The sequence below is a fragment of the Streptosporangium sp. NPDC004379 genome (genome assembly GCF_042873875.1).
Lineage (GTDB): Bacteria > Actinomycetota > Actinomycetes > Streptosporangiales > Streptosporangiaceae > Streptosporangium.
In genome coordinates, this window is the sequence record NZ_JBIAMC010000028.1 from 1 (window position 1) to 22,164 (window position 22,164).

The 22,164-nt window shown below is 71.6% G+C and carries 22 protein-coding genes and 1 pseudogene; 19 read left to right on the forward strand and 4 right to left on the reverse strand.

The window, feature by feature from the left end; all coding sequences use genetic code 11:
* Nucleotides 1-113: 113 nt before the first annotated feature.
* The gene (locus ACFYSC_RS35550; protein WP_389970367.1) at nucleotides 114-1,106 is read right to left on the reverse strand and encodes an EamA family transporter; all 993 of its coding nucleotides are present in this window, start codon (nucleotides 1,104-1,106) and stop codon (nucleotides 114-116) included.
* A gap of 74 nt (nucleotides 1,107-1,180) precedes the next feature.
* Here ACFYSC_RS35550 and ACFYSC_RS35555 point away from each other — a divergent pair, with 74 nt between their 5' ends.
* The 6 genes from ACFYSC_RS35555 to ccsB all read left to right on the forward strand — a co-directional run bounded on the left by ACFYSC_RS35555 (nucleotide 1,181) and on the right by ccsB (nucleotide 7,076).
* Nucleotides 1,181-2,080, forward strand: coding sequence for a LysR family transcriptional regulator (locus ACFYSC_RS35555; RefSeq protein ID WP_362938775.1), 900 nt, complete (start codon nucleotides 1,181-1,183; stop codon nucleotides 2,078-2,080).
* A gap of 39 nt (nucleotides 2,081-2,119) precedes the next feature.
* Entirely contained in the window at nucleotides 2,120-2,758 is a 639-nt protein-coding gene (locus ACFYSC_RS35560) for a histidine phosphatase family protein (protein WP_389970370.1), read from the forward strand.
* Nucleotides 2,759-2,958: 200 nt separating this feature from the next.
* On the forward strand, nucleotides 2,959-3,543 hold the full coding sequence (locus tag ACFYSC_RS35565; RefSeq protein WP_389970373.1) for a TlpA family protein disulfide reductase: 585 nt from the start codon (nucleotides 2,959-2,961) through the stop codon (nucleotides 3,541-3,543).
* Between the two features lie 30 nt (nucleotides 3,544-3,573).
* Nucleotides 3,574-4,308 carry a cytochrome c biogenesis protein CcdA gene (locus ACFYSC_RS35570; RefSeq protein WP_362938766.1) on the forward strand — a complete coding sequence of 245 codons (735 nt, stop codon included), beginning with the start codon at nucleotides 3,574-3,576 and terminating at the stop codon, nucleotides 4,306-4,308.
* A gap of 34 nt (nucleotides 4,309-4,342) precedes the next feature.
* The gene (locus ACFYSC_RS35575) at nucleotides 4,343-6,037 is read left to right on the forward strand and encodes a cytochrome c biogenesis protein ResB (RefSeq protein WP_362938764.1); all 1,695 of its coding nucleotides are present in this window, start codon (nucleotides 4,343-4,345) and stop codon (nucleotides 6,035-6,037) included.
* Nucleotides 6,027-7,076 (forward strand): c-type cytochrome biogenesis protein CcsB, encoded by a 1,050-nt coding sequence (ccsB, locus tag ACFYSC_RS35580; RefSeq protein WP_389970377.1) that lies wholly within the window; start codon nucleotides 6,027-6,029, stop codon nucleotides 7,074-7,076. Before ACFYSC_RS35575 ends, ccsB begins: the two co-directional genes overlap by 11 nt.
* A gap of 175 nt (nucleotides 7,077-7,251) precedes the next feature.
* On the opposite strand, the gene ACFYSC_RS35585 is transcribed toward ccsB, so the two are convergent.
* Nucleotides 7,252-7,545 carry a PLD nuclease N-terminal domain-containing protein gene (locus ACFYSC_RS35585; protein ID WP_362938758.1) on the reverse strand — a complete coding sequence of 98 codons (294 nt, stop codon included), beginning with the start codon at nucleotides 7,543-7,545 and terminating at the stop codon, nucleotides 7,252-7,254.
* A gap of 116 nt (nucleotides 7,546-7,661) precedes the next feature.
* Between ACFYSC_RS35585 and ACFYSC_RS35590 the strand changes: the two genes are divergently transcribed.
* Nucleotides 7,662-8,588 (forward strand): hypothetical protein, encoded by a 927-nt coding sequence (locus tag ACFYSC_RS35590; RefSeq protein ID WP_389970382.1) that lies wholly within the window; start codon nucleotides 7,662-7,664, stop codon nucleotides 8,586-8,588.
* 11 nt (nucleotides 8,589-8,599) lie between these two features.
* Nucleotides 8,600-8,839, forward strand: coding sequence for a hypothetical protein (locus ACFYSC_RS35595; RefSeq protein WP_362938752.1), 240 nt, complete (start codon nucleotides 8,600-8,602; stop codon nucleotides 8,837-8,839).
* Between the two features lie 139 nt (nucleotides 8,840-8,978).
* Here ACFYSC_RS35595 and ACFYSC_RS35600 read toward each other — a convergent pair.
* Nucleotides 8,979-9,219, reverse strand: a pseudogene (locus tag ACFYSC_RS35600) (BldC family transcriptional regulator).
* 283 nt (nucleotides 9,220-9,502) lie between these two features.
* Between ACFYSC_RS35600 and ACFYSC_RS35605 the strand changes: the two are divergent.
* Nucleotides 9,503-9,700, forward strand: coding sequence for a DUF4229 domain-containing protein (locus tag ACFYSC_RS35605; protein ID WP_362938749.1), 198 nt, complete (start codon nucleotides 9,503-9,505; stop codon nucleotides 9,698-9,700).
* On the opposite strand, the gene ACFYSC_RS35610 is transcribed toward ACFYSC_RS35605, so the two are convergent.
* Nucleotides 9,701-11,086, reverse strand: a complete 1,386-nt coding sequence (locus ACFYSC_RS35610) for a hypothetical protein (protein WP_389970385.1) — start codon at nucleotides 11,084-11,086, stop codon at nucleotides 9,701-9,703.
* Between the two features lie 78 nt (nucleotides 11,087-11,164).
* Here ACFYSC_RS35610 and ACFYSC_RS35615 point away from each other — a divergent pair, with 78 nt between their 5' ends.
* The 10 genes from ACFYSC_RS35615 (at nucleotide 11,165) to nuoH (ending at nucleotide 22,136) form a co-directional block, all read left to right on the forward strand.
* Nucleotides 11,165-11,890: a demethylmenaquinone methyltransferase gene (locus ACFYSC_RS35615; RefSeq protein ID WP_389970388.1), complete on the forward strand. Its 726-nt coding sequence runs from the start codon at nucleotides 11,165-11,167 to the stop codon at nucleotides 11,888-11,890.
* Between the two features lie 146 nt (nucleotides 11,891-12,036).
* Nucleotides 12,037-13,314, forward strand: coding sequence for a geranylgeranyl reductase family protein (locus ACFYSC_RS35620; RefSeq protein ID WP_389970391.1), 1,278 nt, complete (start codon nucleotides 12,037-12,039; stop codon nucleotides 13,312-13,314).
* A gap of 127 nt (nucleotides 13,315-13,441) precedes the next feature.
* Nucleotides 13,442-13,801, forward strand: coding sequence for an NADH-quinone oxidoreductase subunit A (locus tag ACFYSC_RS35625; RefSeq protein WP_362938737.1), 360 nt, complete (start codon nucleotides 13,442-13,444; stop codon nucleotides 13,799-13,801).
* Nucleotides 13,802-13,803: 2 nt separating this feature from the next.
* Entirely contained in the window at nucleotides 13,804-14,355 is a 552-nt protein-coding gene (locus ACFYSC_RS35630) for an NADH-quinone oxidoreductase subunit B family protein (protein ID WP_179820475.1), read from the forward strand.
* 58 nt (nucleotides 14,356-14,413) lie between these two features.
* On the forward strand, nucleotides 14,414-15,088 hold the full coding sequence (locus ACFYSC_RS35635; RefSeq protein WP_362938734.1) for an NADH-quinone oxidoreductase subunit C: 675 nt from the start codon (nucleotides 14,414-14,416) through the stop codon (nucleotides 15,086-15,088).
* Nucleotides 15,085-16,413, forward strand: a complete 1,329-nt coding sequence (locus ACFYSC_RS35640) for an NADH-quinone oxidoreductase subunit D (protein WP_389970395.1) — start codon at nucleotides 15,085-15,087, stop codon at nucleotides 16,411-16,413. The genes ACFYSC_RS35635 and ACFYSC_RS35640 overlap by 4 nt, the downstream gene beginning before the upstream one ends.
* Nucleotides 16,410-17,099, forward strand: a complete 690-nt coding sequence (gene nuoE / locus ACFYSC_RS35645) for an NADH-quinone oxidoreductase subunit NuoE (RefSeq protein ID WP_362938731.1) — start codon at nucleotides 16,410-16,412, stop codon at nucleotides 17,097-17,099. The genes ACFYSC_RS35640 and nuoE overlap by 4 nt, the downstream gene beginning before the upstream one ends.
* Nucleotides 17,096-18,382 (forward strand): NADH-quinone oxidoreductase subunit NuoF, encoded by a 1,287-nt coding sequence (gene nuoF / locus ACFYSC_RS35650; RefSeq protein WP_362938728.1) that lies wholly within the window; start codon nucleotides 17,096-17,098, stop codon nucleotides 18,380-18,382. The genes nuoE and nuoF overlap by 4 nt, the downstream gene beginning before the upstream one ends.
* Nucleotides 18,379-20,802 (forward strand): NADH-quinone oxidoreductase subunit G, encoded by a 2,424-nt coding sequence (locus ACFYSC_RS35655; RefSeq protein ID WP_389970400.1) that lies wholly within the window; start codon nucleotides 18,379-18,381, stop codon nucleotides 20,800-20,802. Before nuoF ends, ACFYSC_RS35655 begins: the two co-directional genes overlap by 4 nt.
* Nucleotides 20,799-22,136 carry an NADH-quinone oxidoreductase subunit NuoH gene (gene nuoH, locus ACFYSC_RS35660; protein WP_362938722.1) on the forward strand — a complete coding sequence of 446 codons (1,338 nt, stop codon included), beginning with the start codon at nucleotides 20,799-20,801 and terminating at the stop codon, nucleotides 22,134-22,136. The genes ACFYSC_RS35655 and nuoH overlap by 4 nt, the downstream gene beginning before the upstream one ends.
* Nucleotides 22,137-22,164 lie beyond the last annotated feature (28 nt).

Genomic DNA, 22,164 nt, shown 5'->3' on the forward strand with positions numbered 1-22,164 from the left:
ACCCACCCACCGCAGCGCGAACCACCGACCAGCACGGCAAGCGGCGACCCGCCCAAGCCCGGAGGAACCGCCCCGCGACGCGAAAAGCCCCAGCCGCAGCGGAGCCGTACGGGTCATCCCCCGGCGGTGACGGCGCTGCCCGCACGGGGCCGGTCGCCATCCAGCCGTCCCTCCTCGCCGGAAGCCCCGCCGGAAGCCCCGCCGGAAGCCCCGCCGGAAGCCCCGCCGGAAGCCCCGCCGGAAGCCCCGCCGGAAACAGCCTTCCGGCGCGGGCGGGCGCCCGCGTACAGGACTCCGGAGACGATCAGCGCGGCGGCGGCGAGCTTCACCGGGGAGACGGGTTCCCCGGTGACCAGGAAGGCCGAGGACATGCCGAAGACCGGGACGAGCAGGCTGTAGGGCGCGACGACGGACGCGTCGTACTTCTTGAGCAGGAAACCCCACACCCCGAAGCCGCCGAGGGTGGCGAGCAGAGCGACGTACAGGACCGCCAGCACGCCCTCGGTGGAGAGCCGCACCTGAGGGACGCCCTCGACCAGGAGTGACAGGCCGAACATGGGAACCGCCGCCACCGCGCTCAGCCAGATCATGAATCGCATGGTGCTGGGCGGCGCCGCCTTGCGCACCGCGATGTTGCCCAGCCCCCAGCCGAAGGCGCCGCCGACGACCAGGAGGAAGGCGCCGACCGGACCGCCCTCGCCGCCCAGGTCCGCGCCGATCAGCGCCAGTCCGGCGAGCGCGACGCCGAGGCCGGTCGCCCGTCGCGCGGTGATCCGCTCCTTCAGCAGGAGCACCGCCAGGAGCACGGTGAACACCGGCTGGGCCTGGATGACGACCGAGGTCAGTCCGGCGGGCATGCCGGCCCGCATGCCCAGCAACAGGAGGCTGTACTGCGCGACGCCGAGCGTGGCCCCGGCGGCCAGGACCCGCCGCCACGGCACACCGGGACCCCCGATGAACAGCAACGCCGGGAAGGCCGCCAGGGCGAACCGCAGCGTCACGAAGAGCAGGGGCGGGAAGTGGCGCAGCCCCGCCTCCATGACGACGAAGTTGAAGCCCCAGACGGCGGCGAGGCCGACGGCCAGCAGGAGGTGTCTGGTTCTCATTTTTTCATCGTTGACCGTACCGATAATTCAGGACAAGCGAGACTTTCTTTGCTGGTGGCTTTAGAATCGCTTACATGTTGGATCTCAACCGCCTCAAGGCCCTGCACGCCGTGGCGGTCTACGGTTCCGTGGGCGCGGCAGCCGAGGCCCTGATGGTGACCCCGTCGGCGGTCTCCCAGCAACTCGCCAAGCTGGAGCGGGAGACCGGTGCGCCCCTGCTGGAACGCAACGGACGCGGGGTACGGCTGACCGACGCGGCCGGGCTGCTCGCCGACCACGCCGGGCGCATCCTCGCGCTGGTGGAGACCGCCGAGGCCGACTTCGAGGCGCTGCGCGGGGAGGTCGTGGGACGGCTGTGCATCGGCGCCTTCCCCACGGCGGCCCGCGGCCTGCTGCCCGGGGCGCTGCGCCTGCTGCACAGGCGCCATCCCGACCTGCGGCTGCAGATGATGGAGCGCGAACCCGCCCGGCAGATCCGCGAGGTGGCCAGGGGTGAGCTGGATCTCGCGGTGGCCCAGGACTGGTCGAACCGGCCGATGGCCATCCCCGAGGGGCTGTCGCGGGAGACACTCCTCGACGACATCGCGGACGTGGTCCTGCCCGAGGCGCACCCGCTGGCCGGGCGGTCGGAGATCGAGCTCGCCGGCCTGTCCGGGGAGCGGTGGGTCAGCTCCTCGCCGGGCACGGTCTGTCATGACTGGCTGGTCCACACGCTGCGCGCGGCCGAGCTGGAGCCGGAGATCTCCTGCATGGCGGACGAGTACCCGACCCAGCTCGCCCTCGTCGCCGCCGGACAGGGATGCGCGATCATCCCGCGCCTCGGCCGCGACTTCGTGCCCGAGGGGGTCAGGATCGTCCCGCTGCGGCCCCGCCCGTCCCGCCGGGTCTACGCCCTGTGGCGCGCCGACGCGGCCCGCCGCCCGGCGATCCGGGCCGCGGTGGAGGCGCTCAAGGCGGTGGCCGCCGACCTCTGACGTGGGCCGCGCCGTACGGATGGGTAGGCTGATGACACCATGGCCGAGACCACCATCGTTCACTTACTGCGCCACGGCGAGGTGCACAACCCCGCCAACGTCCTGTACGGCAGGCTGCCCGGTTTCCACCTCTCGGAGACCGGCGTGCAGATGGCCGAGACGGTCGCCAAGGCGATCGCCACCCGCGACGTCGTCGCCCTGTTCTCCTCCCCGCTGGAGCGGGCCCAGGAGACCGCGGCCCCCCTGAGCGCCACCTTCGGGCTGGACGTCACCCTCGACGACCGGCTCATCGAGGCGGAGAACATCTTCGAGGGCCTGATGGTCGGGGGCGGTGACGGGATCTTCCGGAGCCCGAGCCGCTACCGCTACCTGTGGAACCCGCTCCGCCCCTCCTGGGGCGAGCGTTACACCGACGTGGTCCGGCGGATGAAGGCGGCCATCGACGTCGCCCGCGACGCGGCGCGCGGCCACGAGGCCGTGCTGGTCAGCCACCAGCTCCCGATCTGGATCATCCGGCTCGCGGCGGAGGGCCGGCGGCTGCCGCACGATCCGCGCCGCAGGCAGTGCGGGCTGGCCAGCCTCACCACCCTGTCCTTCGAGGGCGACCGCCTGACCAGCGTGGGTTACAGCGAGCCGGCCGGCGCGCTCTCCAGACGCCCCGCCGTACCGGGCGCGTGACACCCGCGGACGCGTCACCGGGCGCCTGACACCCGCGGGCACGGGGTACGCGCGGGCGCGTGACCGGGAGCGTCACACCCGTCGCCGGGCACGTGGCGCCGGTGGACGCGCCCGCCGGACGCCCCACTGTGCCGGGGCGCGTGACCCCGCCGGTAGAGTGGCTGCTCTACCGGTTGTAGTACAGGGAGACCCCGCCACCGATGCGCGCAAAACTCTTCTCCGCTGCCGCGCTGTGCGCCGCCGTCGCCGTGTCCGCGTCCGGGTGCGCCGGGAACCAGGGGTCGCAGCCGCAGGCGGGGGACACCCGTTTCGTGGCCGGCGACGGCAAGATCACCGTGTTCGACGCGGCCTCCCGCAAGGCCGCCCCCGAGGTCGCGGGGGAGACCCTGGACGGCGGCCGGACCACGCTCGCCGAGCACCGGGGCAAGGTCGTGGTGCTGAACTTCTGGGCCTCCTGGTGCGCGCCCTGCCGGGCGGAGGCGCCGACGCTCAAGGACATCGCGGCCAGGACCAAGGACTCCGGAGTGGAGTTCGTGGGCATCGACTTCAAGGACCGCAAGGCCGACGCGCTGGCCTTCGAGCGGGGGCAGCAGCCGGGCTATCCCAGCATCTTCGACCAGCCGGGAAAGATCGCGCTCTCCTTCCAGGGCACGGTGCCGCCCGCGGCCATCCCCTCGACGCTGGTCATCGACCGTCAGGGCCGGATCGCCGCCCGCGCGCTCGGCGCGGTCAAGCACAGCGAGCTGCTCGCGACGGTCACCAAGCTGAGCGCCGAGTCACGGTGACCGGCGGCGGACCCGATGAACGCGGGCGTGATGAGCGCTGACCTGGCCGGGACGGTGGCGGGCGGGTCGCTCGCCCTGGCGTTGCCGATCGCGGTGGCGGCGGGGCTGGTGTCCTTCCTGTCGCCGTGCGTGCTGCCGCTGGTGCCCGGCTACCTGTCGTACGTGACCGGGATGAGCGCCGACCCCCGGCGCGGCCGGATGGCCGCGGGCATCGCCCTGTTCGTCCTGGGGTTCGCCGTGGTGTTCGTGGCGGGCGGCGCCCTGTTCGGCGGGCTGGGCTCGGTGCTGCTCGGCAACGCCGAGGTCATCACGCGGGTGCTGGGCGCGGTGACCGTCGTCATGGGCCTGGCGTTCATGGGCGCGATCCCCGGCCTGCAGCGGGATCTGCGCATCCACCGGGTCCCGGCGGCGGGCCTGGCCGGGGCGCCGCTGCTCGGGGTGGTGTTCGGCCTGGGCTGGACGCCCTGCATCGGCCCTACCCTGGGAGTGGTGCTGACCCTCGGGCTCAACGAGGGCAGCGCCGGGCGCGGCGCGCTGCTGGCGTTCGCCTACGCGCTGGGCCTCGGTCTGCCCTTCCTCGCGGCGGGACTGGCCTACGGCAAGGCGCTGCGCACGTTCAAGGTCTTCCGCCGCCACTCACGACTGATCACCCGGGTGGGCGGGGCCATGCTGGTCGCCGTCGGCCTGCTGCTGGTCACCGGGCTCTGGTCGGGGCTGATCGCGACGATGCAGACGTGGATCGGCGGATTCGAGCCGGTGATCTGATGGACCGGGCCGAGCGCGACGAAAGGGGGGTGCGGTGAGCGAGACCGAGCGGACCGGCCGGGCCGGCACGGCCGTGGAGACGCCGCCTCCGGCCGGGCGGGAGCCCGCCGTACGGCCGGCGTCGTTCGGCGCGGTGGCGTGGGCGCGGTGGTTCTGGCGCACGCTGACGTCGATGCGGACCGCGCTGATCCTGCTGTTCCTGTTCGCGCTGGCCTCGATCCCCGGGTCGCTGTGGCCGCAGCGCGGCATCGCCGACGCCAGGGTCGCCCAGTACTTCCGCGACGACCCCGGGCTCGCCGAGTGGCTGGACCGCCTCTGGCTGTTCGACGTGTTCCGCGCGCCGTGGTTCGCCGCGATCTACCTGCTGTTGTTCGTCTCCCTGATCGGCTGCGTGCTGCCCCGGGCCGCCGCCCACCTGCGCGAGCTGCGCAGGAAGCCGCCCGCGCCGCCGCGCAACCTCGTCCGGCTGCCGCACCACGCCTCCTTCGACGCCGGCCTGACCGTGGAGGAGGCGGCCGCGCGGCTGCGTGCCCGCCGTTACCGCGTCACCACCGGTCCCGGCTGGGTGTCGGCGGAGAAGGGGTATCTCCGCGAGACCGGCAACCTGCTGTTCCACGTCGCGCTGCTCGGCATGCTGGTCGCCGTGGCCGTGGGCGCGCTGTACGGCTACCGCGGCAACGTGCTGGTCGTGGAGGGGGAGGGGTTCTCCAACACGGTCGCCGCCTATGACCGCTACATCCCCGGTCAGCAGGTGAGCGCCGAGTCGCTGGAGCCGTTCTCGTTCACCGTGGACGACTTCCAGGCCACCTACGTCGCCCAGGGCCAGCGGCGCGGTCAGCCCCTCGACTTCTCGGCCGCGCTCAAGGTCACCGACGCCCCCGGCGCACCCGAGCGCGACTACACCCTCAAGGTCAACGAGCCGCTGGACGTCAACGGCACGCTGACCTACCTGATCGACCACGGCTACGCGCCGACCTTCAAGGTCACGGACGGCAAGGGCCAGGTCGCCTACGACGGCCCGGTGCCGTGCCTGGTCGCCCAGCCGAGCACGTTCACCTCCGAGTGCACGATCAAGGTGCCGGACGCCCGGCCCGAGCAGCTCGGCATCCTCGTCGGCTTCCTGCCGAGCGGCGTGCCGATGGGCGGCGAGTGGGTGTCGGTCTTCCCCGGCGCGGCCAACCCCCTGGCCCAGATCTACGGCGTCTTCGCCGGTGACCTGGGGATGGGCGACGGACGGCCGCAGTCGGTGTACCAGCTCGACCCGGAAAGCCTGAAGAAGATGAGGCCGCTGGTCATGAAGGCCGGTCAGCCGCCCGCCGGTCAGCGGCCCGACCTGCCCGGCGGGGCGGGGGCGCCGGTCACGCGGGCCGACCCGCTGGCCGTCGGACAGAAGCTCGACCTGCCCGGCGGCGCGGGCTCGATCGAGTTCACCGGCGTCAAGGAGTGGGTGGCCCTGCAGATCACCCACGACCCGGGCCGGATGCCCGCGTTCGTCTTCTCGGTGCTGGCCGTCCTCGGCCTGGTGCTGTCCCTGACCGTCCGCCGCCGCCGGGTGTGGGTACGGGTGAAGAACGAGGCCGTGGCCACCGGGCAGGGACCGGACGGGTCCGAGCCCGGCCTTCGGCACATCGAGGTGGGCGGTCTGACGCGCACCGAAGGCGGTGACTTCGGCGAGGAGTTCGCCGGGGTCGTCGCCGCCTTGAATCCAGGAGTTAAGGATGCCCGTTGAGAACAGCGGCCTCGCCGTACTGAGCGACCAGCTCGTCCTGGTGACGGTGCTGCTGTACGTCTTCGCAATGATCGGATACGCCCTGGACCTCGGCTTCGGCCGTCCCCGGTCCGCGGCCAAGGCCGCCGGGACGACGGCGGACGCGGGAGCGGAGGTCAAGGCCGACGCCGTGCTCGCCACGGTCGGCGGCGGTACGGCACCGCCCGCGGCCGGGTCCGCCGGAGAGCCCCCGGAGGCCGCAGAGGTCCTGGAGAGCTCGGAGAGCACGGAGGGCGCCGGGCGGGAGGTTCCCGCCGGGAAGGAGCCCCCGTCCTGGGCGTCGCGGGCCGGCACGGTCGCGGTCGCGCTCACCTGGCTGGGCTGGGCCGCCCACCTGTCGGCGGTCCTCACCCGGGGCATATCGGTGAACCGGTGGCCGTGGGGCAACATGTACGAGTTCGTGGTCGCCATGTGCCTGGCGGCGGTGACCGCGTTCCTGTTCATGGACCTGCGTTACCGGATCCGCTTCCTCGGGGCGTTCGTCACGGTCGCCGCCGCGCTCGGGCTGGGCTTCTCCGTGAAGTACCTGGAGGTGCAGGCCGGACCGGTGGTTCCGGCGCTCAACTCCTACTGGATCGCGATCCACGTGACGGCGGCGATCATCGCCAGCGGCCTGTTCACCATGGCCGCGGTCTGCGGAGTCCTCTACCTCGTCCGCAAGGACACCGCGCTGCGGCTGCCGTCCCGGGAGGACCTGGACCGGATCGCGCACCGGGCGATCGTGATCTCCTTCCCGATCTGGACCTTCGCCGTCATCGCCGGCGCGCTCTGGGCCGACAAGGCGTGGGGCCGCTACTGGGGCTGGGACCCCAAGGAGGTCTGGGCGTTCATCACCTGGATCGCCTACGCCGCGTACCTGCACGCCCGCGCCACCGCCGGCTTCAAGGGCCGGGCCGCCATGATCGTGCAGCTGATCGCGTTCGGCTGCCTGCTGTTCAACCTCGTCGGGGTGAACGTCTTCCTCGGCGGCCTGCACTCCTACGCGGAGGTGCCGGGCTGACCGGCGGGCGTCCGGTGACGGGGCGGTGCGGGGTGATCCCGCGCCGCCCCGTCCGTGTTCCGGCGGGTTCTCCGGCGGGCCCGGGGCCTTCCGGCACGCGGTCTTCCGGCGGGTCCGGGGCATCCGGCGTAGGACCCTCTGGCGGGCCGGGAACGGTCCGCCGGGTGTCGTGCCGTCAGTCGTCGTCGCGCAGGCGCCGGTCGAGGTCGCGCAGGAAGTCGGGGTCGTCGTCCGGGCCCCGGGGGGCCTGCGGCCGCGGCGCCTCCGGGGGCAGGGGGACGCGGGGCGCGCGTGGGCCGGACGGCCTGCCGAGCAGGAGCCAGAACACCCCGCCGGCCAGGGGGACCAGCACGATGATGATCACCCACAGCAGCTTGGGCAGGTTTCTTGTCTCCTCGTCCGGCGTGGTGATGGCGTCGAACAGGCAGTACAGCCACAGGGCGAGCAGCGCCAGAGCTAGCAAGGGCATGTTCCGCACTGTAGGCCATCACCGGTCCGGGTGAGGCAAGAGCCCGGTTTCGGATGACTGGTGAAGATCCACGTCGTACGGTGGGATCCGTTGCCACTTCCCCTGGAGGGCATGCGATGGCGAGTTCCGCCGACAAGGGCCGCCACCGGCGGCGCTGGTGGCAGGGCGGCCTGTCGTCCCGGCGCGTGGACGGCGCGGGGCGGGCGCCGCGCGAGGCCGACCCGGCGCACGACGGCGGCGCGGTGCGGGAGGCGGGAAGGGCGCGTGACCCCGGCGCGGTGCGGGAGGCGGGCGCGGTGCGCGAGACAGGGGCCGGTCCCGAGCGCAGGGCCGGCACCGTGACGGCGTCCGCGGAGGACCGCCCGCGGTACACCTGGCGTGACTTCGAGTTGGCGGACGAGCGGCCACGGGCCCGGCCCCACCCGCCCGACGCCCCAGGCTTCGGCGACGGCCTGCGGCACTGCGGGCCCCTGGAGACGATCCTGCACCGCCAGTGGGACTCCCGGGAGGGCCCGCCCTCCCCGGAGACGGTGCGGGCGGTGGAGAGCCTCGCCCGGCTGCCGGACAGGCTCAAGGAGAAGCTGGCCGAGGGGCTCACCGGGATCTACGTCGGCGAGGGCGGGGTGCCCGACCTGGACGACATGGGCTACCTGCGGGGCGCGGCGCTGCCGTCGGGCCGCGCCACCTGGGACGTCTGCGCCGGCGCGTACGGTGACCGAAAGGTGGTCGTGGGGGACCGCCCCTCGCCCACGCCCGACGTGATGATGCACGAGATCGGGCACGCCCTGGACGACGTGGACATGCCCCACGACGGCTGGGTGTCCGACTCGGCGGAGTTCGTCGCCCTCTACGAGCAGTGCGTGCCGGTGCTGGCGTCGGGTTTCCACCTGCAGGCGGGGGAGCTGGGGCGCCGGGAGTTCTTCGCGGACGCGTTCGCCGCCATCGCCTCCCGGCAGCGGCCGGCCCTGGTGGACATGCTCGGCGGTGACACGCGGATGGCGCTCAATGTCATGTTGTTCTTCAACCGGCGCTACGGAATCTAGGTGATCTGGGGATGTACGTCATCAGGCTCGCTGACGGGACTCTGCGCGTGCCGCAGAGCCTGTCCAGCGATGACGGGCGTCTGATCGGCAACGCGTACGTGGAGATCTCGCCGGGGGACCCGGACTACGACCGTTGGCTGGCGGAGTCGCTCACCGAGGAGGAGTTCGCGCTCCGGCGGCGGCGCTGGCTGGAGGAGAACGACGAGTTGGAGCGGGAGTTCCTGGCGTTCAAGGCCGAACAGGAGGGGTGAGCGGCGGGTCGGCTCGCCGCTTCGCACGGGCACGCGGCCGGCGGACCGGTCCGCCCGTGGGCCGTGCGACTCCATCGGCGATCCTGCGGCATTCCGGGTAAGGCGCGCAGGACCACCGATGACGTGACGTCCTCAGTCGTCAGACACGCGGGGTCTCGCCTGCCGGCCGTTCGGCCGTCAGTACGTCCTCTCCGCGCAGGAGGGCGTGCACTTCCGACTCGCGGAACCGCCGGTGCCCCCCCGGGGGTACGGATGCTGCTGATGCGGCCTGCCGCGGCCCACCGCGTGACCGTCTTTGGGTCGACCCGGAAGAGGGCGGCGACCTCTCCGGGCGTCAGCAGACGCTCGCTGCTACTCTCCACAATCTCTCCCCCTCGCATCCCGCTTCCTGCCAGCGGGCGGACAGGTAACCAGTGTGCCGAGCGAAGTCTGATTTATCCGTGGTTTCTTACAAAGATCACGGGTTGTTACCGACTGACTGCCCGATTGTTATATGATAGAGCCTCTTTGACGCTCTCGTGGGTGTTTCTTTACAAAACTGATCTGTTGGGCACACTAGCAGCGCCCGTGCTCGGTGCGAAGAGCGTCCGCTCTGTCTTTATGGCACCGTCATACGCCCGGGCGGCACGGACCATACGTGGAGAGTGACGTAACCTCGACGGTGTGCATCCCGTCTTCGTTTACACCGTCTCCCGGCTGGGACTGTTCGCCGTGAGCTTCGGCGTGCTGTATCTCCTCGGCCTGCGTGAGCCCTTGATCCTGATAGTCGCCGCATTCCTGGTCAGCGGGGTGGCCAGTTACGTCCTGCTGTCCAAACAGCGGGACGCGGTGAGTGCGCGAATCGCCAAGAATCAGAAGTGATCACGGCAGCGGGAACATGCCGACTCGGGCATGGTACTCGTGACCGAGCCGAGTTGTGTCGCTACCAACGAGTAGTCCCCGGGGACAGGTGAGGAACGCCTTGACTCCGATTCCCCGCTCCCTGGTCGGGTTCCACGGTAAAGCCCGGCCGGTGCGCGGGTCGATCGCCCCGATCCCCGGCCTCGGGGCGGCCCCGGGCCCGGCCGAGTCGTGGCCCTCCGGGTTGTCGAGCCAGCGCTGGTGGCCGCCGACGTAGACCGCGGCCCCGGTCGCCGCCACCGCGTACAGCGAGTCGCCCCCGGTGTGGTTGACCCAGGTGGGGGAGACCTCACCCGAGGCTCGCTGCGGGCGGGTCTCGAAGCGGGCGGCGGTGTCGCACGGCCGCTCCGCCCCGCGCGGGCCGCCGGTCGTGACGACGGCGAAGTAGGAGCCGCCGGGCGCGAAGTCCAGGCCGCGCACGTAACCCGGGAAGTCGCGGGCGCACCGCGGCGCGTAGAAGGCGGTCCGCCAGGCGTCGACCCGGGCGGCGCGGACGTCCACCAGGCCGAGCTGGGCCCGCGGCAGCCCGCCCAGGGTGGTGAAGTCGCCGCCGACCGCCAGCCTCCCGCCGCCGAGCGCCAGCGCGTGGACCCGTGCCCGGGAGCCTCGCGGCGCGTCCGGCCGGATGTCGAACGCGGCGTCGGCGGCGCCGGTGGCGGCGTCCAGCCGGGCCAGGGCCGGGCGGGCCAGGCCGCCCGCGCGGGTGAAGCCCCCGCCCGCGTACAGCGCCGCGCCATCCCTGACCAGGGCGGTCACCGGGCCTCCGCTGATCCGGGCGGCGAAGCCGGCCACCGGCGAACCGTCGGACAGCCGCAGCCGGGCCAGCGCACCGGTCCGGCCGCGGGCGGAGGCGCTCACCGTGGTGAACTCCCCGCCGGCGTAGACGGTGCCGTCGTCGCCCGCGGCCAGCGCCCGGACCGGGCGGTCGGGGCGCGGGGCGAAGTCCGGCAGGATCCGCCCGGTGGCCAGGTCGTAGGCGAAGAGGTTGCGCCGCTCCACCTCCCGGGCCATGCCGGCCTCGCGCACCCGGCCGAACCTGCCGCCGACCACCACCGTGCCGCCGACCAGGGCGAAGGCGTTGACGATCCCGTCGAGGACGTGCGGGGTGGTGTCCACCGGGTCGGCCGAGACGACCGCGGGGTGCGGGACCGTGCCGGCCGCGGCGGGCGGCGGAGGGGCGGCGAGGACGGAGAGGGCGGCGAGGGCGGGGACGGTGGCCCGGCGGAGGGCGGGGACGGCCGCCGCCGGGGCCGGGACCGAAGGCGGCGCGGCGACCGGGGGCTGCGCTGTGAGCAGGGGCGGGACCGGAGCGGGGGCGGCCCGGGTGGGGGTGGTTTCGGGGAGCATTCCGCAATTACTAGCAGACCGTGAGTAACCGAGTGGCTACTTTCCGTGGAATGTCCCTGCGGCCCTAGTCTTGTCCTCATGACGCGCGCTTCGCTGGACAAGCAACCGCATGAGGTCGCCGCGATGTTCGATCGCACGGCCCGGCGCTACGACCTGGTAAACGACATCATCTCCCTCGGCCAGGTCCGGCTGTGGCGCAAGGCGACCGCGGCGGCCGTCGACGCGGGCCCCGGTGAGCTGGTCCTCGATCTCGGCGCGGGCACCGGCACCTCCACCGACGCCTTCACCGCCCTCGGCGCCCGCGCGATCGCCTCCGACTTCTCGCTCGGCATGCTGCGCACCGGGGTGCGGCGGCGGGGCGGCTCGGGCCTGTCCGGCGGCGGGGTGCGCGGGGTCACCTTCGTCGCCGGCGACGCGCTGCGGCTGCCGTTCGCCGACGACGTCTTCGACGCGGTGACGATCTCCACCGCGCTGCGCAACGTCCACGACACCGGCCAGGCGCTGCGCGAGATGCTGCGGGTGGCCAAGCCGGGGGCGCGCCTGGTGATCCTGGAGTTCTCCCACCCCACCAGCAAGGCGTTCGACCTCGTCTACACCCAGTACCTCATGAGGATGATGCCGCAGGCCGCCAGGCTGTTCGGCTCCAACGACGACTCCTATGAATACCTGGCCGAGTCGATCCGGGCCTGGCCGGACCAGCCGGGGCTGGCCAGGATCATCCGCGAGGCCGGCTGGGAACGGGTCGCGTGGCGCAACCTCGCCCTGGGGATCGTGGCGATTCACCGCGCGTACAAGCCGGCGTGAAGGATTCGCGGGCATTGACGGACCCCGCTGACACTTCAGGCCGTAAAGGGGCTAGACTTCGGGCCGACAAGTTTGTGAAGCACTTCACAAAGGAACGAAGGGCCGAATACTCAAAGGCCTCGAAGCTGTAGGACAGGACGGGTCCCGTGACCGTGCCAGCCGCCGCGCAGCGGAACGTCACCGAAATCGACGCCGACGTCATCGTCGTCGGTGCCGGACCCGCCGGCTCGACGACCGCATTCCACCTCGCACGGGCCGGCCTTGAGGTCCTGCTGCTCGAAAAGACGACCTTCCCCCGCGAGAAGGTCTGCGGCGACGGCCTGACGCCCCGGGCGGTCAAGCAGCTCATCGCCATGGGCATCGACCTCGACGCCCCCGGCTGGGTCAGGAACAAGGGCCTGCGGGTGGTCGGCGGCGGCCTGCGCTTCGAGCTCGACTGGCCCGAGCTGTCGAGCTACCCCGACTTCGGCCTGGTGCGCACCCGGCAGGACTTCGACCAGATCCTCGCGGCCAACGCCGAGCGCGCCGGGGTCCGCCTGCTGCAGGGCGTGAACGTCATCGCCCCGATCCTCGACGAGCGCAGCGGTCACGTCGTCGGCGTCACCGCGAAGAAGGACGGCGAGGAGGTCTCCTACCGCTCCCGTCTCGTGGTCGCCGCCGACGGCAACTCCACCCGGCTCTCCCTGGCGATGGGGCTGCACAAGCGCGAGGACCGCCCGATGGGCGTCGCCGTACGGACGTACTTCACCAGCCCGCGCCACGACGACGACTACCTCGAGACCTGGCTGGAGCTGTGGGCCGGCGACACCCTGCTGCCCGGCTACGGCTGGATCTTCGGCGTCGGCGACGGCACCTCCAACGTCGGCCTCGGGCTGCTGAACACCAGCGAGGCGTTCAAGGGCACCGACTACCGCGACCTGCTGCGGCGCTGGGTCGCGACCATGCCGCCCGAGTGGGGCTACGTCGAGGAGAACATGACCGCCCCCATCCGGGGCGCGGCGCTGCCGATGGGCTTCAACCGCCAGCCCCACTACACCCGCGGCCTGGTGCTCGTCGGCGACTCGGGCGGGATGATCAACCCGTTCAACGGCGAGGGCATCGCGTACGCGATGGAGACCGGCCACATCGCGGCGGAGACGATCGTCCAGGCGCTCGGCCGGGCGACCGCCGCCCAGCGCGAGCGGGTGCTGCGGGCTTACCCGGGTATCCTCAAGGACGCCTACGGCGGATACTTCACCCTGGGCCGCGGGTTCGTCGAGCTCATCGGCCGTCGCGGGGTGATGGACTTCATCACCCGCCACGCGCTGCCGCACCCGCCGCTGATGAGGTTCGCCCTGAAACTCCTGGCCAACCTCACCGACCGGCGCGGTGACGCGTCCGACCGCATCATCAACGCCCTGTCGAAGGTGGCGCCACCGGCATGAACCCCTGCTTCACGAAGCCCGGCCAGCGGGAGGCGGACCTGACGACCGCCCTCCCTAGACTTGCACACCACACAGAAACGACCAGCTACGCGCCGGCGCGCGTGGAGATGGGAGAGGAGGCGTAGCGATGGACCTGTACGCGCCCATCCTGGTGCTCGCCGTTCTCGCGGCGGGATTCGCGATCTTCTCGGTGACGATCGCGCCCTTCACCGGTCCCAAGCGCTGGAACCGCGCGAAGCTCGACGCCTACGAGTGCGGTATCGAGCCGACGCCCCAGCCGGTCGGCGGCGGCCGTTTCCCGCTGAAGTACATGATCACCGCGATGCTCTTCATCGTGTTCGACATCGAGATCATCTTCCTCTACCCGTGGGCGGTCGCCTTCGACCAGCTCGGCGTCTTCGGGTTGGTCGAGATGGTGCTGTTCATCGTCACCGTGCTCGTGGCCTACGCGTACGTGTGGCGCCGCAAGGGTCTGGACTGGGACTAGATATGGGACTTGAAGAGAAACTTCCGAGCGGGTTCATGCTCAGCACGGTCGAGCAGGTCGCCGGCTGGGCGCGCAAGAACTCCGTATGGCCGGCCACCTTCGGCCTGGCCTGTTGCGCCATCGAGCTGATGTCCACCGGCGGTCCCAAGCACGACCTGGCGCGCTTCGGCATGGAGCGCGCTTCGGCGTCTCCGCGGCAGGCCGACCTCATGATCGTCGCGGGCCGTCTCTCGCAGAAGATGGCCCCGGTCCTGCGCCAGATCTACGACCAGATGGCCGAGCCCAAGTGGGTCATCGCCATGGGCGTCTGCGCCTCCAGCGGCGGCATGTTCAACAACTACGCCATCGTGCAGGGCGTGGACCACGTCGTGCCCGTCGACATCTACCTGCCCGGCTGCCCGCCGCGGCCCGAGATGCTCATCGACGCGATCGTGAAGCTGCACGACAAGATCCAGAACATGAAGTTCGGCGCGCACCGCGCCAAGCAGATCGACGAGCTCGAACTGCAGGCGCTGCGGACGCTGCCGCTGATCGACCAGGAGGCCGCGAAGTGACCGGCGGTTTCCCTGCGGCGGGCCCGCGCACGGCGGACGAGGAGCGGTAAGGCGACCGATGACTGACAACCTCCCCGAGATCCCGGAGGAGCCGATCGCCCGCACGGGCATGTTCGGCGCCACCGGCACCGGCGACACCTCCGGGTACGGCCGGCTGGTCGTGCGGCGCAAGCCCGAGCTGGCCACCCCGCGCCCCTACGGCGGCTACTTCGACACCGTCGCCGACGAGCTGGAGCGCGCGCTCGGCGCGGACTTCGGCGACGCGATCGAGCGCGTGGTCGTCGACCGCGGCGAGCTGACCTTCCACGTCCGGCGCGAGCGCCTGCCCGAGGTCGCCCGGACGCTGCGCGACGACCCGGCGCTGCGCTTCGAGCTGTCGCTCGGCGTCTCCGGCGTGCACTACCCCCACATGGAGGGGGCGGAGCTGCGCGCGGTGATCCACCTGTGCTCGATCACGCACAACCGGCGGCTGCGCCTTGAGGTCTCCTGCCCCGACGCCGACCCGCACATCCCGTCCACGGTCTCGGTCTACCCGACCCACGACTGGCACGAGCGTGAGACGTGGGACTTCTTCGGGATCGTCTTCGACGGTCACCCCGGGCTGACCCGCATCATGATGCCCGACGACTGGGACGGCCACCCCCAGCGCAAGGACTACCCGCTCGGTGGCATCCCGGTGGAGTACCGCGGCGCCGAGATCCCGGCACCGGACCAGAGGAGGTCCTACCAGTGAGTGCCTCATACGACGAAGAGGTCACCGAGGGCAGGGTGTACACCGTCTCCGGCAACGACTGGACGGAGCTGGTCGACTCCCTCAGCGGTCAGCAGGACCAGCAGCTCGTCGTCAACATGGGCCCGCAGCACCCGTCCACGCACGGCGTGCTCCGCCTGGTGCTGAACCTCGACGGCGAGACGGTCACCGAGGCCCGCACGGTCATCGGCTACCTCCACACCGGCATCGAGAAGAACCTCGAGTACCGGACGTGGACCCAGGGCACCACGTTCGTCACCCGGATGGACTACCTCTCGCCGATCTTCAACGAGACCGCCTACTGCATGGGCGTGGAGAAGCTGCTCGGCATCACCGACCGGGTCCCCGAGCGGGCCCAGGCCATCCGCGTGATGATGATGGAGCTCACCCGCATCTCCTCGCACATGGTGGCCATCGGCACCTTCGGCATGGAGCTGGGCGCGACCACGCCGTTCCTCTTCGGGGCCCGCGAGCGCGAGATGGTGCTCGACGTGATGGAGTACATCACCGGCCTGCGGATGAACATGGCCTACGTCCGGCCCGGCGGCGTCGCCACCGACCTGCCGGCCGGAGCCGTGGACAAGGTCGGCGAGCTGCTCAAGGTCATGCCGGGCCGCATCCGCGACTTCCGCAAGATGCTCGACGCCAACCCGGTCTACCTCGCCCGCACCAAGGACGTCGCCTACCTCGACCTCACCGGCTGCATGGCCCTGGGCGTCACCGGGCCGATGCTGCGGGCCGCGGGCCTGCCGTGGGACCTGCGCAAGACGCAGCCCTACTGCGGCTACGAGACCTACGAGTTCGACGTCCCGACCGAGCGCAGCGCCGACGTCTACGGCCGCTACCTCGTGCGGATGGCCGAGATGGAGGAGTCGCTCAAGATCATTGAGCAGGCCCTCGACCGGCTGTCCGGGCCGCTCAAGGGCGGCCGCGTGATGGTGGACGACAAGAAGATCGGCTGGCCCGCGCAGCTCGCGCTCGGCCCCGACGGCTACGGCAACTCGCCCGACCACATCGCGCACATCATGAGCAGCTCGATGGAGGCGCTGATCCACCACTTCAAGCTGGTGACCGAGGGCTTCCGGGTCCCGGCGGGTCAGGTCTACTCCTCGGTCGAGTCGCCCCGCGGCGAACTGGGCGCGCACGTCGTCAGCGACGGCGGCACCCGCCCCTACCGCGTGCACTTCCGCGACCCGTCCTTCACGAACCTGCAGGCCATCCCCGCCACCTGCGAGGGCGGCATGGTGGCCGACGTGATCTCCGCGGTCGCTTCCATCGACCCGGTTATGGGAGGTGTGGACCGATGAGCCATGAGGAGGGCGCCGTCGTGGGCGCGACCTATCCGCCGGAGGTCCGCGAGCGTCTGGAACGGGACGCCAAGGAGATCATCGGCCGCTACCCGAAGCCGCGCTCGGCCCTGCTGCCGCTGCTGCACCTGGTGCAGTCGGAGGACGGCTACGTCTCCGACGCCGGCCACGAGTTCTGCGCCGAGATGCTCGGCCTGAGCAAGGCCGAGGTCGTGGGCGTCTCGACCTTCTACACGATGTACAAGCGCAGGCCGATGGGCGAGTACCACGTCGGCGTGTGCATCAACACGCTGTGCGCCGTCATGGGCGGCGACCAGATCTGGGACGAGCTGTCCGAGCACGCCGGGGTGGGTCACGACGAGACCACCCCGGACGGGAAGGTCTCGCTGGAGCGGCTGGAGTGCAACGCCGCCTGCGACTTCGCCCCGGTGATGATGGTCAACTGGGAGTTCTTCGACAACCAGACCCCGGAGTCGGCCAAGCAGCTCGTCGACGACCTGAGGGACGGCAAGGACGTCGTGCCGACCCGCGGCCCGAAGAGGCTGTGCACCTTCAAGGAGGCGTCCCGGGTGCTCGCCGGGCTGTCCGACGGCCTGGCCGGTGAAGGCCCCTCGGCCGCCGGCCCCTCGCTGGAGGGCCTGAAGGTCGCCAAGGCCAACGGATGGAAGGCGCCCGAGGCACCATGACCACTCTCACCCCGGTCCTGACCGCGAACTGGGACCAGCCCGACTCCTTCACCCTGGACGGCTACGGCGACTACGCCGCCGCCCGCAAGGCGCTGACCATGGACCCCGACGCCGTCATCCAGGCGGTCAAGGACTCCGGTCTGCGCGGCCGCGGCGGCGCGGGCTTCCCCACCGGCATGAAGTGGGGATTCATCCCGCAGGGCGACGGCAAGCCCCACTACCTGGTGGTCAACGCCGACGAGTCCGAGCCCGGGACCTGCAAGGACATCCCGCTGATGATGGCCAACCCGCACTCGCTCGTCGAGGGCGTCATCATCACCTCCTACGCGATCCGCGCCAATCACGCGTTCATCTACGTGCGCGGCGAGGTGCTGCACGTCATCCGCCGCCTGCGGGCGGCCGTGGCCGAGGCGTACGAGCGGGGCCTGCTCGGCAAGGACATCCTCGGCTCCGGCTTCGACCTGGAGCTGGTCGTCCACAGCGGGGCGGGCGCCTACATCTGCGGCGAGGAGACGGCGCTGCTCGACTCGCTGGAGGGCTATCGCGGCCAACCTCGGCTCAAGCCCCCCTTCCCCGCCGTGGCGGGCCTGTACGCCTCGCCCACCGTCGTGAACAACGTGGAGTCGGTGGCGAGTGTTCCCTCGATCATCGCCAACGGCGCCGAGTGGTTCGCCTCGATGGGCACGGAGAAGTCCAAGGGCTACGGCATCTTCTCCCTCAGCGGGCACGTCACCCGCCCCGGCCAGTACGAGGCGCCGCTCGGCATCACGCTGCGCGAGCTGCTCGACATGGCCGGCGGGATCCGCGCGGGCCACCGGCTGAAGTTCTGGACCCCCGGCGGGTCGAGCACCCCGATCTTCACCGACGAGCACCTGGACGTCCCGCTCGACTTCGAGTCGGTCGGCGCCAAGGGCTCCATGCTCGGCACCCGGGCCCTGCAGATCTTCGACGAGACCACCTGCGTGGTGCGCGCCGTACTGCGGTGGACCGAGTTCTACGCGCACGAGTCCTGCGGCAAGTGCACCCCCTGCCGGGAGGGCACCTACTGGCTCAAGCAGGTCCTCAAGCGGCTGGAGAAGGGTCAGGGCGGCGAGGAGGACCTGACCACGATCACCGACATCGCCGACAACATCCTGGGACGCTCCTTCTGCGCCCTGGGCGACGGCGCCACCAGCCCCATCCACTCGTCGGTGAAGCTCTTCCGCGACGAGTACCTCAAGCACTTCGAGATCGGCGGCTGCCCGTTCGATCACGCTCCGTCCACGGTGTGGGGGACCGCATGACAGTCGAAGCGACCACCCCGGCCCAGGCGCCGGTAGACCTGGTGACCCTCACGATCGACGGTTTCCAGGTCAGCGTCCCCAAGGGAACGCTGATCATCCGGGCGGCGGAGCTGCTCGGCATCCAGATCCCGCGGTTCTGCGACCACCCGCTGCTGGAGCCGGCCGCCAACTGCCGCCAGTGCCTGGTGGACATCACCGACGCCGGCAACGGCCGCGGCTTCCCCAAGCCGCAGCCGTCCTGCGCCATCGAGGTGGCCCCGGGCATGGTGGTGCAGACCCAGCTCACCTCCCCGGTGGCGGAGAAGGCACAGCGCGGAGTCATGGAGCTGCTGCTGATGAACCACCCGCTGGACTGCCCGGTCTGCGACAAGGGCGGCGAGTGCCCCCTGCAGAACCAGGCGATGTCCAACGGGCAGGGCGAGAGCCGCTTCACCGAGAGCAAGCGGACCTTCCCCAAGCCGGTCGCGCTCTCCACCGAGGTGCTGCTCGACCGCGAGCGGTGCGTCCAGTGCGCCCGCTGCATCCGCTTCTCCGACGAGATCGCCGGCGACCCGCTCATCGACTTCTTCGAGCGCGGGGCCAAGGAGCAGGTCGGCGCCGCCGACGGGCAGCCGTTCGAGTCCTACTTCTCGGGCAACACCGTGCAGATCTGCCCGGTGGGCGCGCTGACCGGCGCCGCCTACCGGTTCCAGGCCCGCCCGTTCGACCTGGTCTCCACGCCCAGCGCGTGCGAGCACTGCGCCAGCGGCTGCTCGCTGCGCACCGACCACCGCCGCGGCAAGGTCACCCGCCGCCTCGCCGGGGACGACCCGGAGGTCAACGAGGAGTGGAACTGCGACAAGGGCCGCTGGGCGTTCGCCTACACCACCGCGGCCGACCGGCTGAAGACCCCGCTGGTCCGTGACGAGGAGGGCCGCCTGGTCCCGGCCTCCTGGCCGGAGGCGCTCGCCGTCGCCGCCGCCGGGCTGGCCGCCGCCCGCGGCCGCGCCGGCGTGCTCGTCGGCGGCCGGGTCACGGTCGAGGAGGCCTACGCCTACTCCAAGTTCGCCCGGACCGCGCTCGGCACCAACGACATCGACTTCCGCTCCCGCCCCCTGTCGGCGGAGGAGACGCTGTTCCTCGCGCACGCCGTCGCCGGCAAGGGCATCGAGGTCCGCTACTCCGACCTGGAGACGGCCCCGGCCGTGCTCCTGGCGGGCTTCGAGCCCGAGGAGGAGTCGCCGATCGTCTTCCTGCGGCTGCGCAAGGCGTGGCGTAAGAGGGGCCTGCCGGTCTTCTCGATCGCCCCGTTCGCGAGCCCCGGCCTGGCCAAGATGCGCGGCACGCTGCTGCGCACGCTGCCCGGCGCCGAGGCCGAGGCCCTGGGCGAACTGGTCTCCGGTGGCTCTCCGGCCGCCGAGGCCCTCCGCAAGCCGGGCGCGGTCATCCTCGCCGGCGAGCGGCTCGCCACCTCGCCGGGCGCGCTGTCGGCGCTGGTACGGCTGGCCGACGCGACCGGCGCCCGGCTGGCCTGGGTGCCGCGCCGTGCCGGTGAGCGCGGCGCGGTCGAGGCCGGCGCGCTGCCGAACCTGCTGCCGATCGGCCGCCCGGTCGCCGACGAGGCGGCCCGCGCCGAGGTGGCCCGGATCTGGAACGTCGCCTCGCTGCCGGACACCCCCGGCCGCGACACCTCCGGCATCCTGGGCGCGGCGCTGGACGGCGAGCTGGACGCGCTCGTCGTGGCCGGCGTCGACCCCTACGACCTGGCCGACCCCGAGGCCGCGCTGGCGGCCCTGGAGAACACCCCGTTCATCGTGAGCCTGGAGCAGCGGGCCAGCGCCGTCACCGACCGCGCGGACGTGGTGCTGCCGATCGCCGCGACGGCCGAGAAGTCCGGCACGTTCGTCGACTGGGAGGGGCGCGGCCGCACGTTCGAGCAGGCGCTCCGGGTTCCCGGGGTGATGAGCGACCTGCGGGCCCTGACCGCGATCGCCGACCACATGGACGTCCACCTCGGCCTGCCCGACCCGGCCGCCGCCCGCCGCGAGCTCGGCTCGATCGGCGCCTGGCGCGGCCCCCGGGCCGCAGCCCCGGACGTCGCCTCACGCAGGGTCCCGGCCCTGCGACCGGGCGAGGCGACCCTCTCCACCTGGCATCTGCTGCTCGACGACGGGCGCCTGCAGGACGGCGAGCCGTACCTCGCGGGCACCGCCCGGGAGGCCGCGGCGCTGGTGTCGGCGGCCACCGCGGCCGCGTCGGGGGTCTCCGACGGTGACAAGATCGTCGTCACCGGCGAGCGGGGCTCGCTGAGCGTCCCGGTGCGCATCGCCGACCTGCCCGACGGGGTCGTGTGGCTGCCGTCGAACTCCGCCGGCCGCTCGGTGACCCGCGACCTGGGCGCCGTCGCCGGTGACACCGTAAAGATCGGGAGTGTCTCGTGAGGACTACCCTGCTGGCGGCGGCCGATCCGACCCTCGCCGACTTCGGCCATGACCCGCTCTGGATCAGCATCATCAAGGCCGTCGTCATCTTCGTCGTCCTGATGCTGGGCGTGCTGTTCGGCGTGTGGTTCGAGCGCAAGCTGATCTCCCGCATGCAGAACCGCTACGGCCCCAACCGGGCCGGCAAGTTCGGCCTCCTGCAGTCGGTCGCCGACGGCCTGAAGATGGGTCTCAAGGAAGACCTGATGCCCCGGACCGTCGACAAGGTGATCTACTTCATCGCCCCGGTCGTCCTGGCGGTCCCGGCGTTCCTGGCCTTCTCCGTCGTCCCGATGGGCCCGAAGGTCTCCATGTTCGGCGTCGAGACGCCGCTGCAGCTCACCGACCTGCCGGTCGCGGTGCTGCTGGTGCTGGCGATGGCCTCGGTCGGCGTGTACGGCATCGTGCTCGCCGGCTGGGGGTCGCGCTCGCCGTACGCGATGCTGGGCGGCCTGCGGGCCAGCGCCCAGGTGGTGTCGTACGAGATCGCGATGGGACTGTCGTTCGTCGGCGTGTTCCTGTACGCCGGGACGCTGTCCACCTCCGAGATCGTCGGCGCGCAGGCGGGCGGCAACGAGATCTTCGGCGTGCCGATGCCGTCGTGGTACATGATCGTCCTGTTCCCGTCCTTCGTCATCTACGTCATCACGATGCTGGGCGAGACCAACCGTGTGCCCTTCGACCTGCCCGAGGGTGAGGGCGAGCTGGTCGGCGGCTTCCAGACGGAGTACTCCAACTCGCTGAAGTTCGCGGTCATCATGCTCGCCGAGTACGTCAACGTCTTCGTCGTCTCGGCCATGTCGATCACCCTCTTCATGGGCGGCTGGCGCGCCCCGTGGCCGATCTCCATGTGGGACGGCGCGAACAGCGGCTGGTGGCCGCTGCTGTGGTTCTTCGCGAAGATGGTGCTGGTCTTCGCGTTCTTCATCTGGTGCCGCGCCTCGCTGCCGCGAGTCCGCTACGACCAGCTCATGGCCCTGGGCTGGAAGATCCTCATCCCGGTCAACCTCGCCTGGATCCTGCTGATCGCCACCGCCAAGGCGTTCCGCCTGGCCGGCACGGACCGGACCCTCGTGTACGTGCTGGGCGTCGTGGTGCTGATCGGCTGTGCCCTCATCTGGTGGCGCTTCGACAGCGTCCTGCAGAGGCGCAAGGAGGAGCGGGAGGCCCAGGTCCAGGCCGAGTTCGAGGAGCTCGGCGCCGAGCCCGCCGCGGGCGGGTTCCCCGTGCCGCCGCTCGACCTGCCGCACTACCACGGAGTGGCGCGCAAGGAGGTTTCCAGTGGGAGCAACTGATTGGCTGAACCCCGTCAAGGGGTTCGGC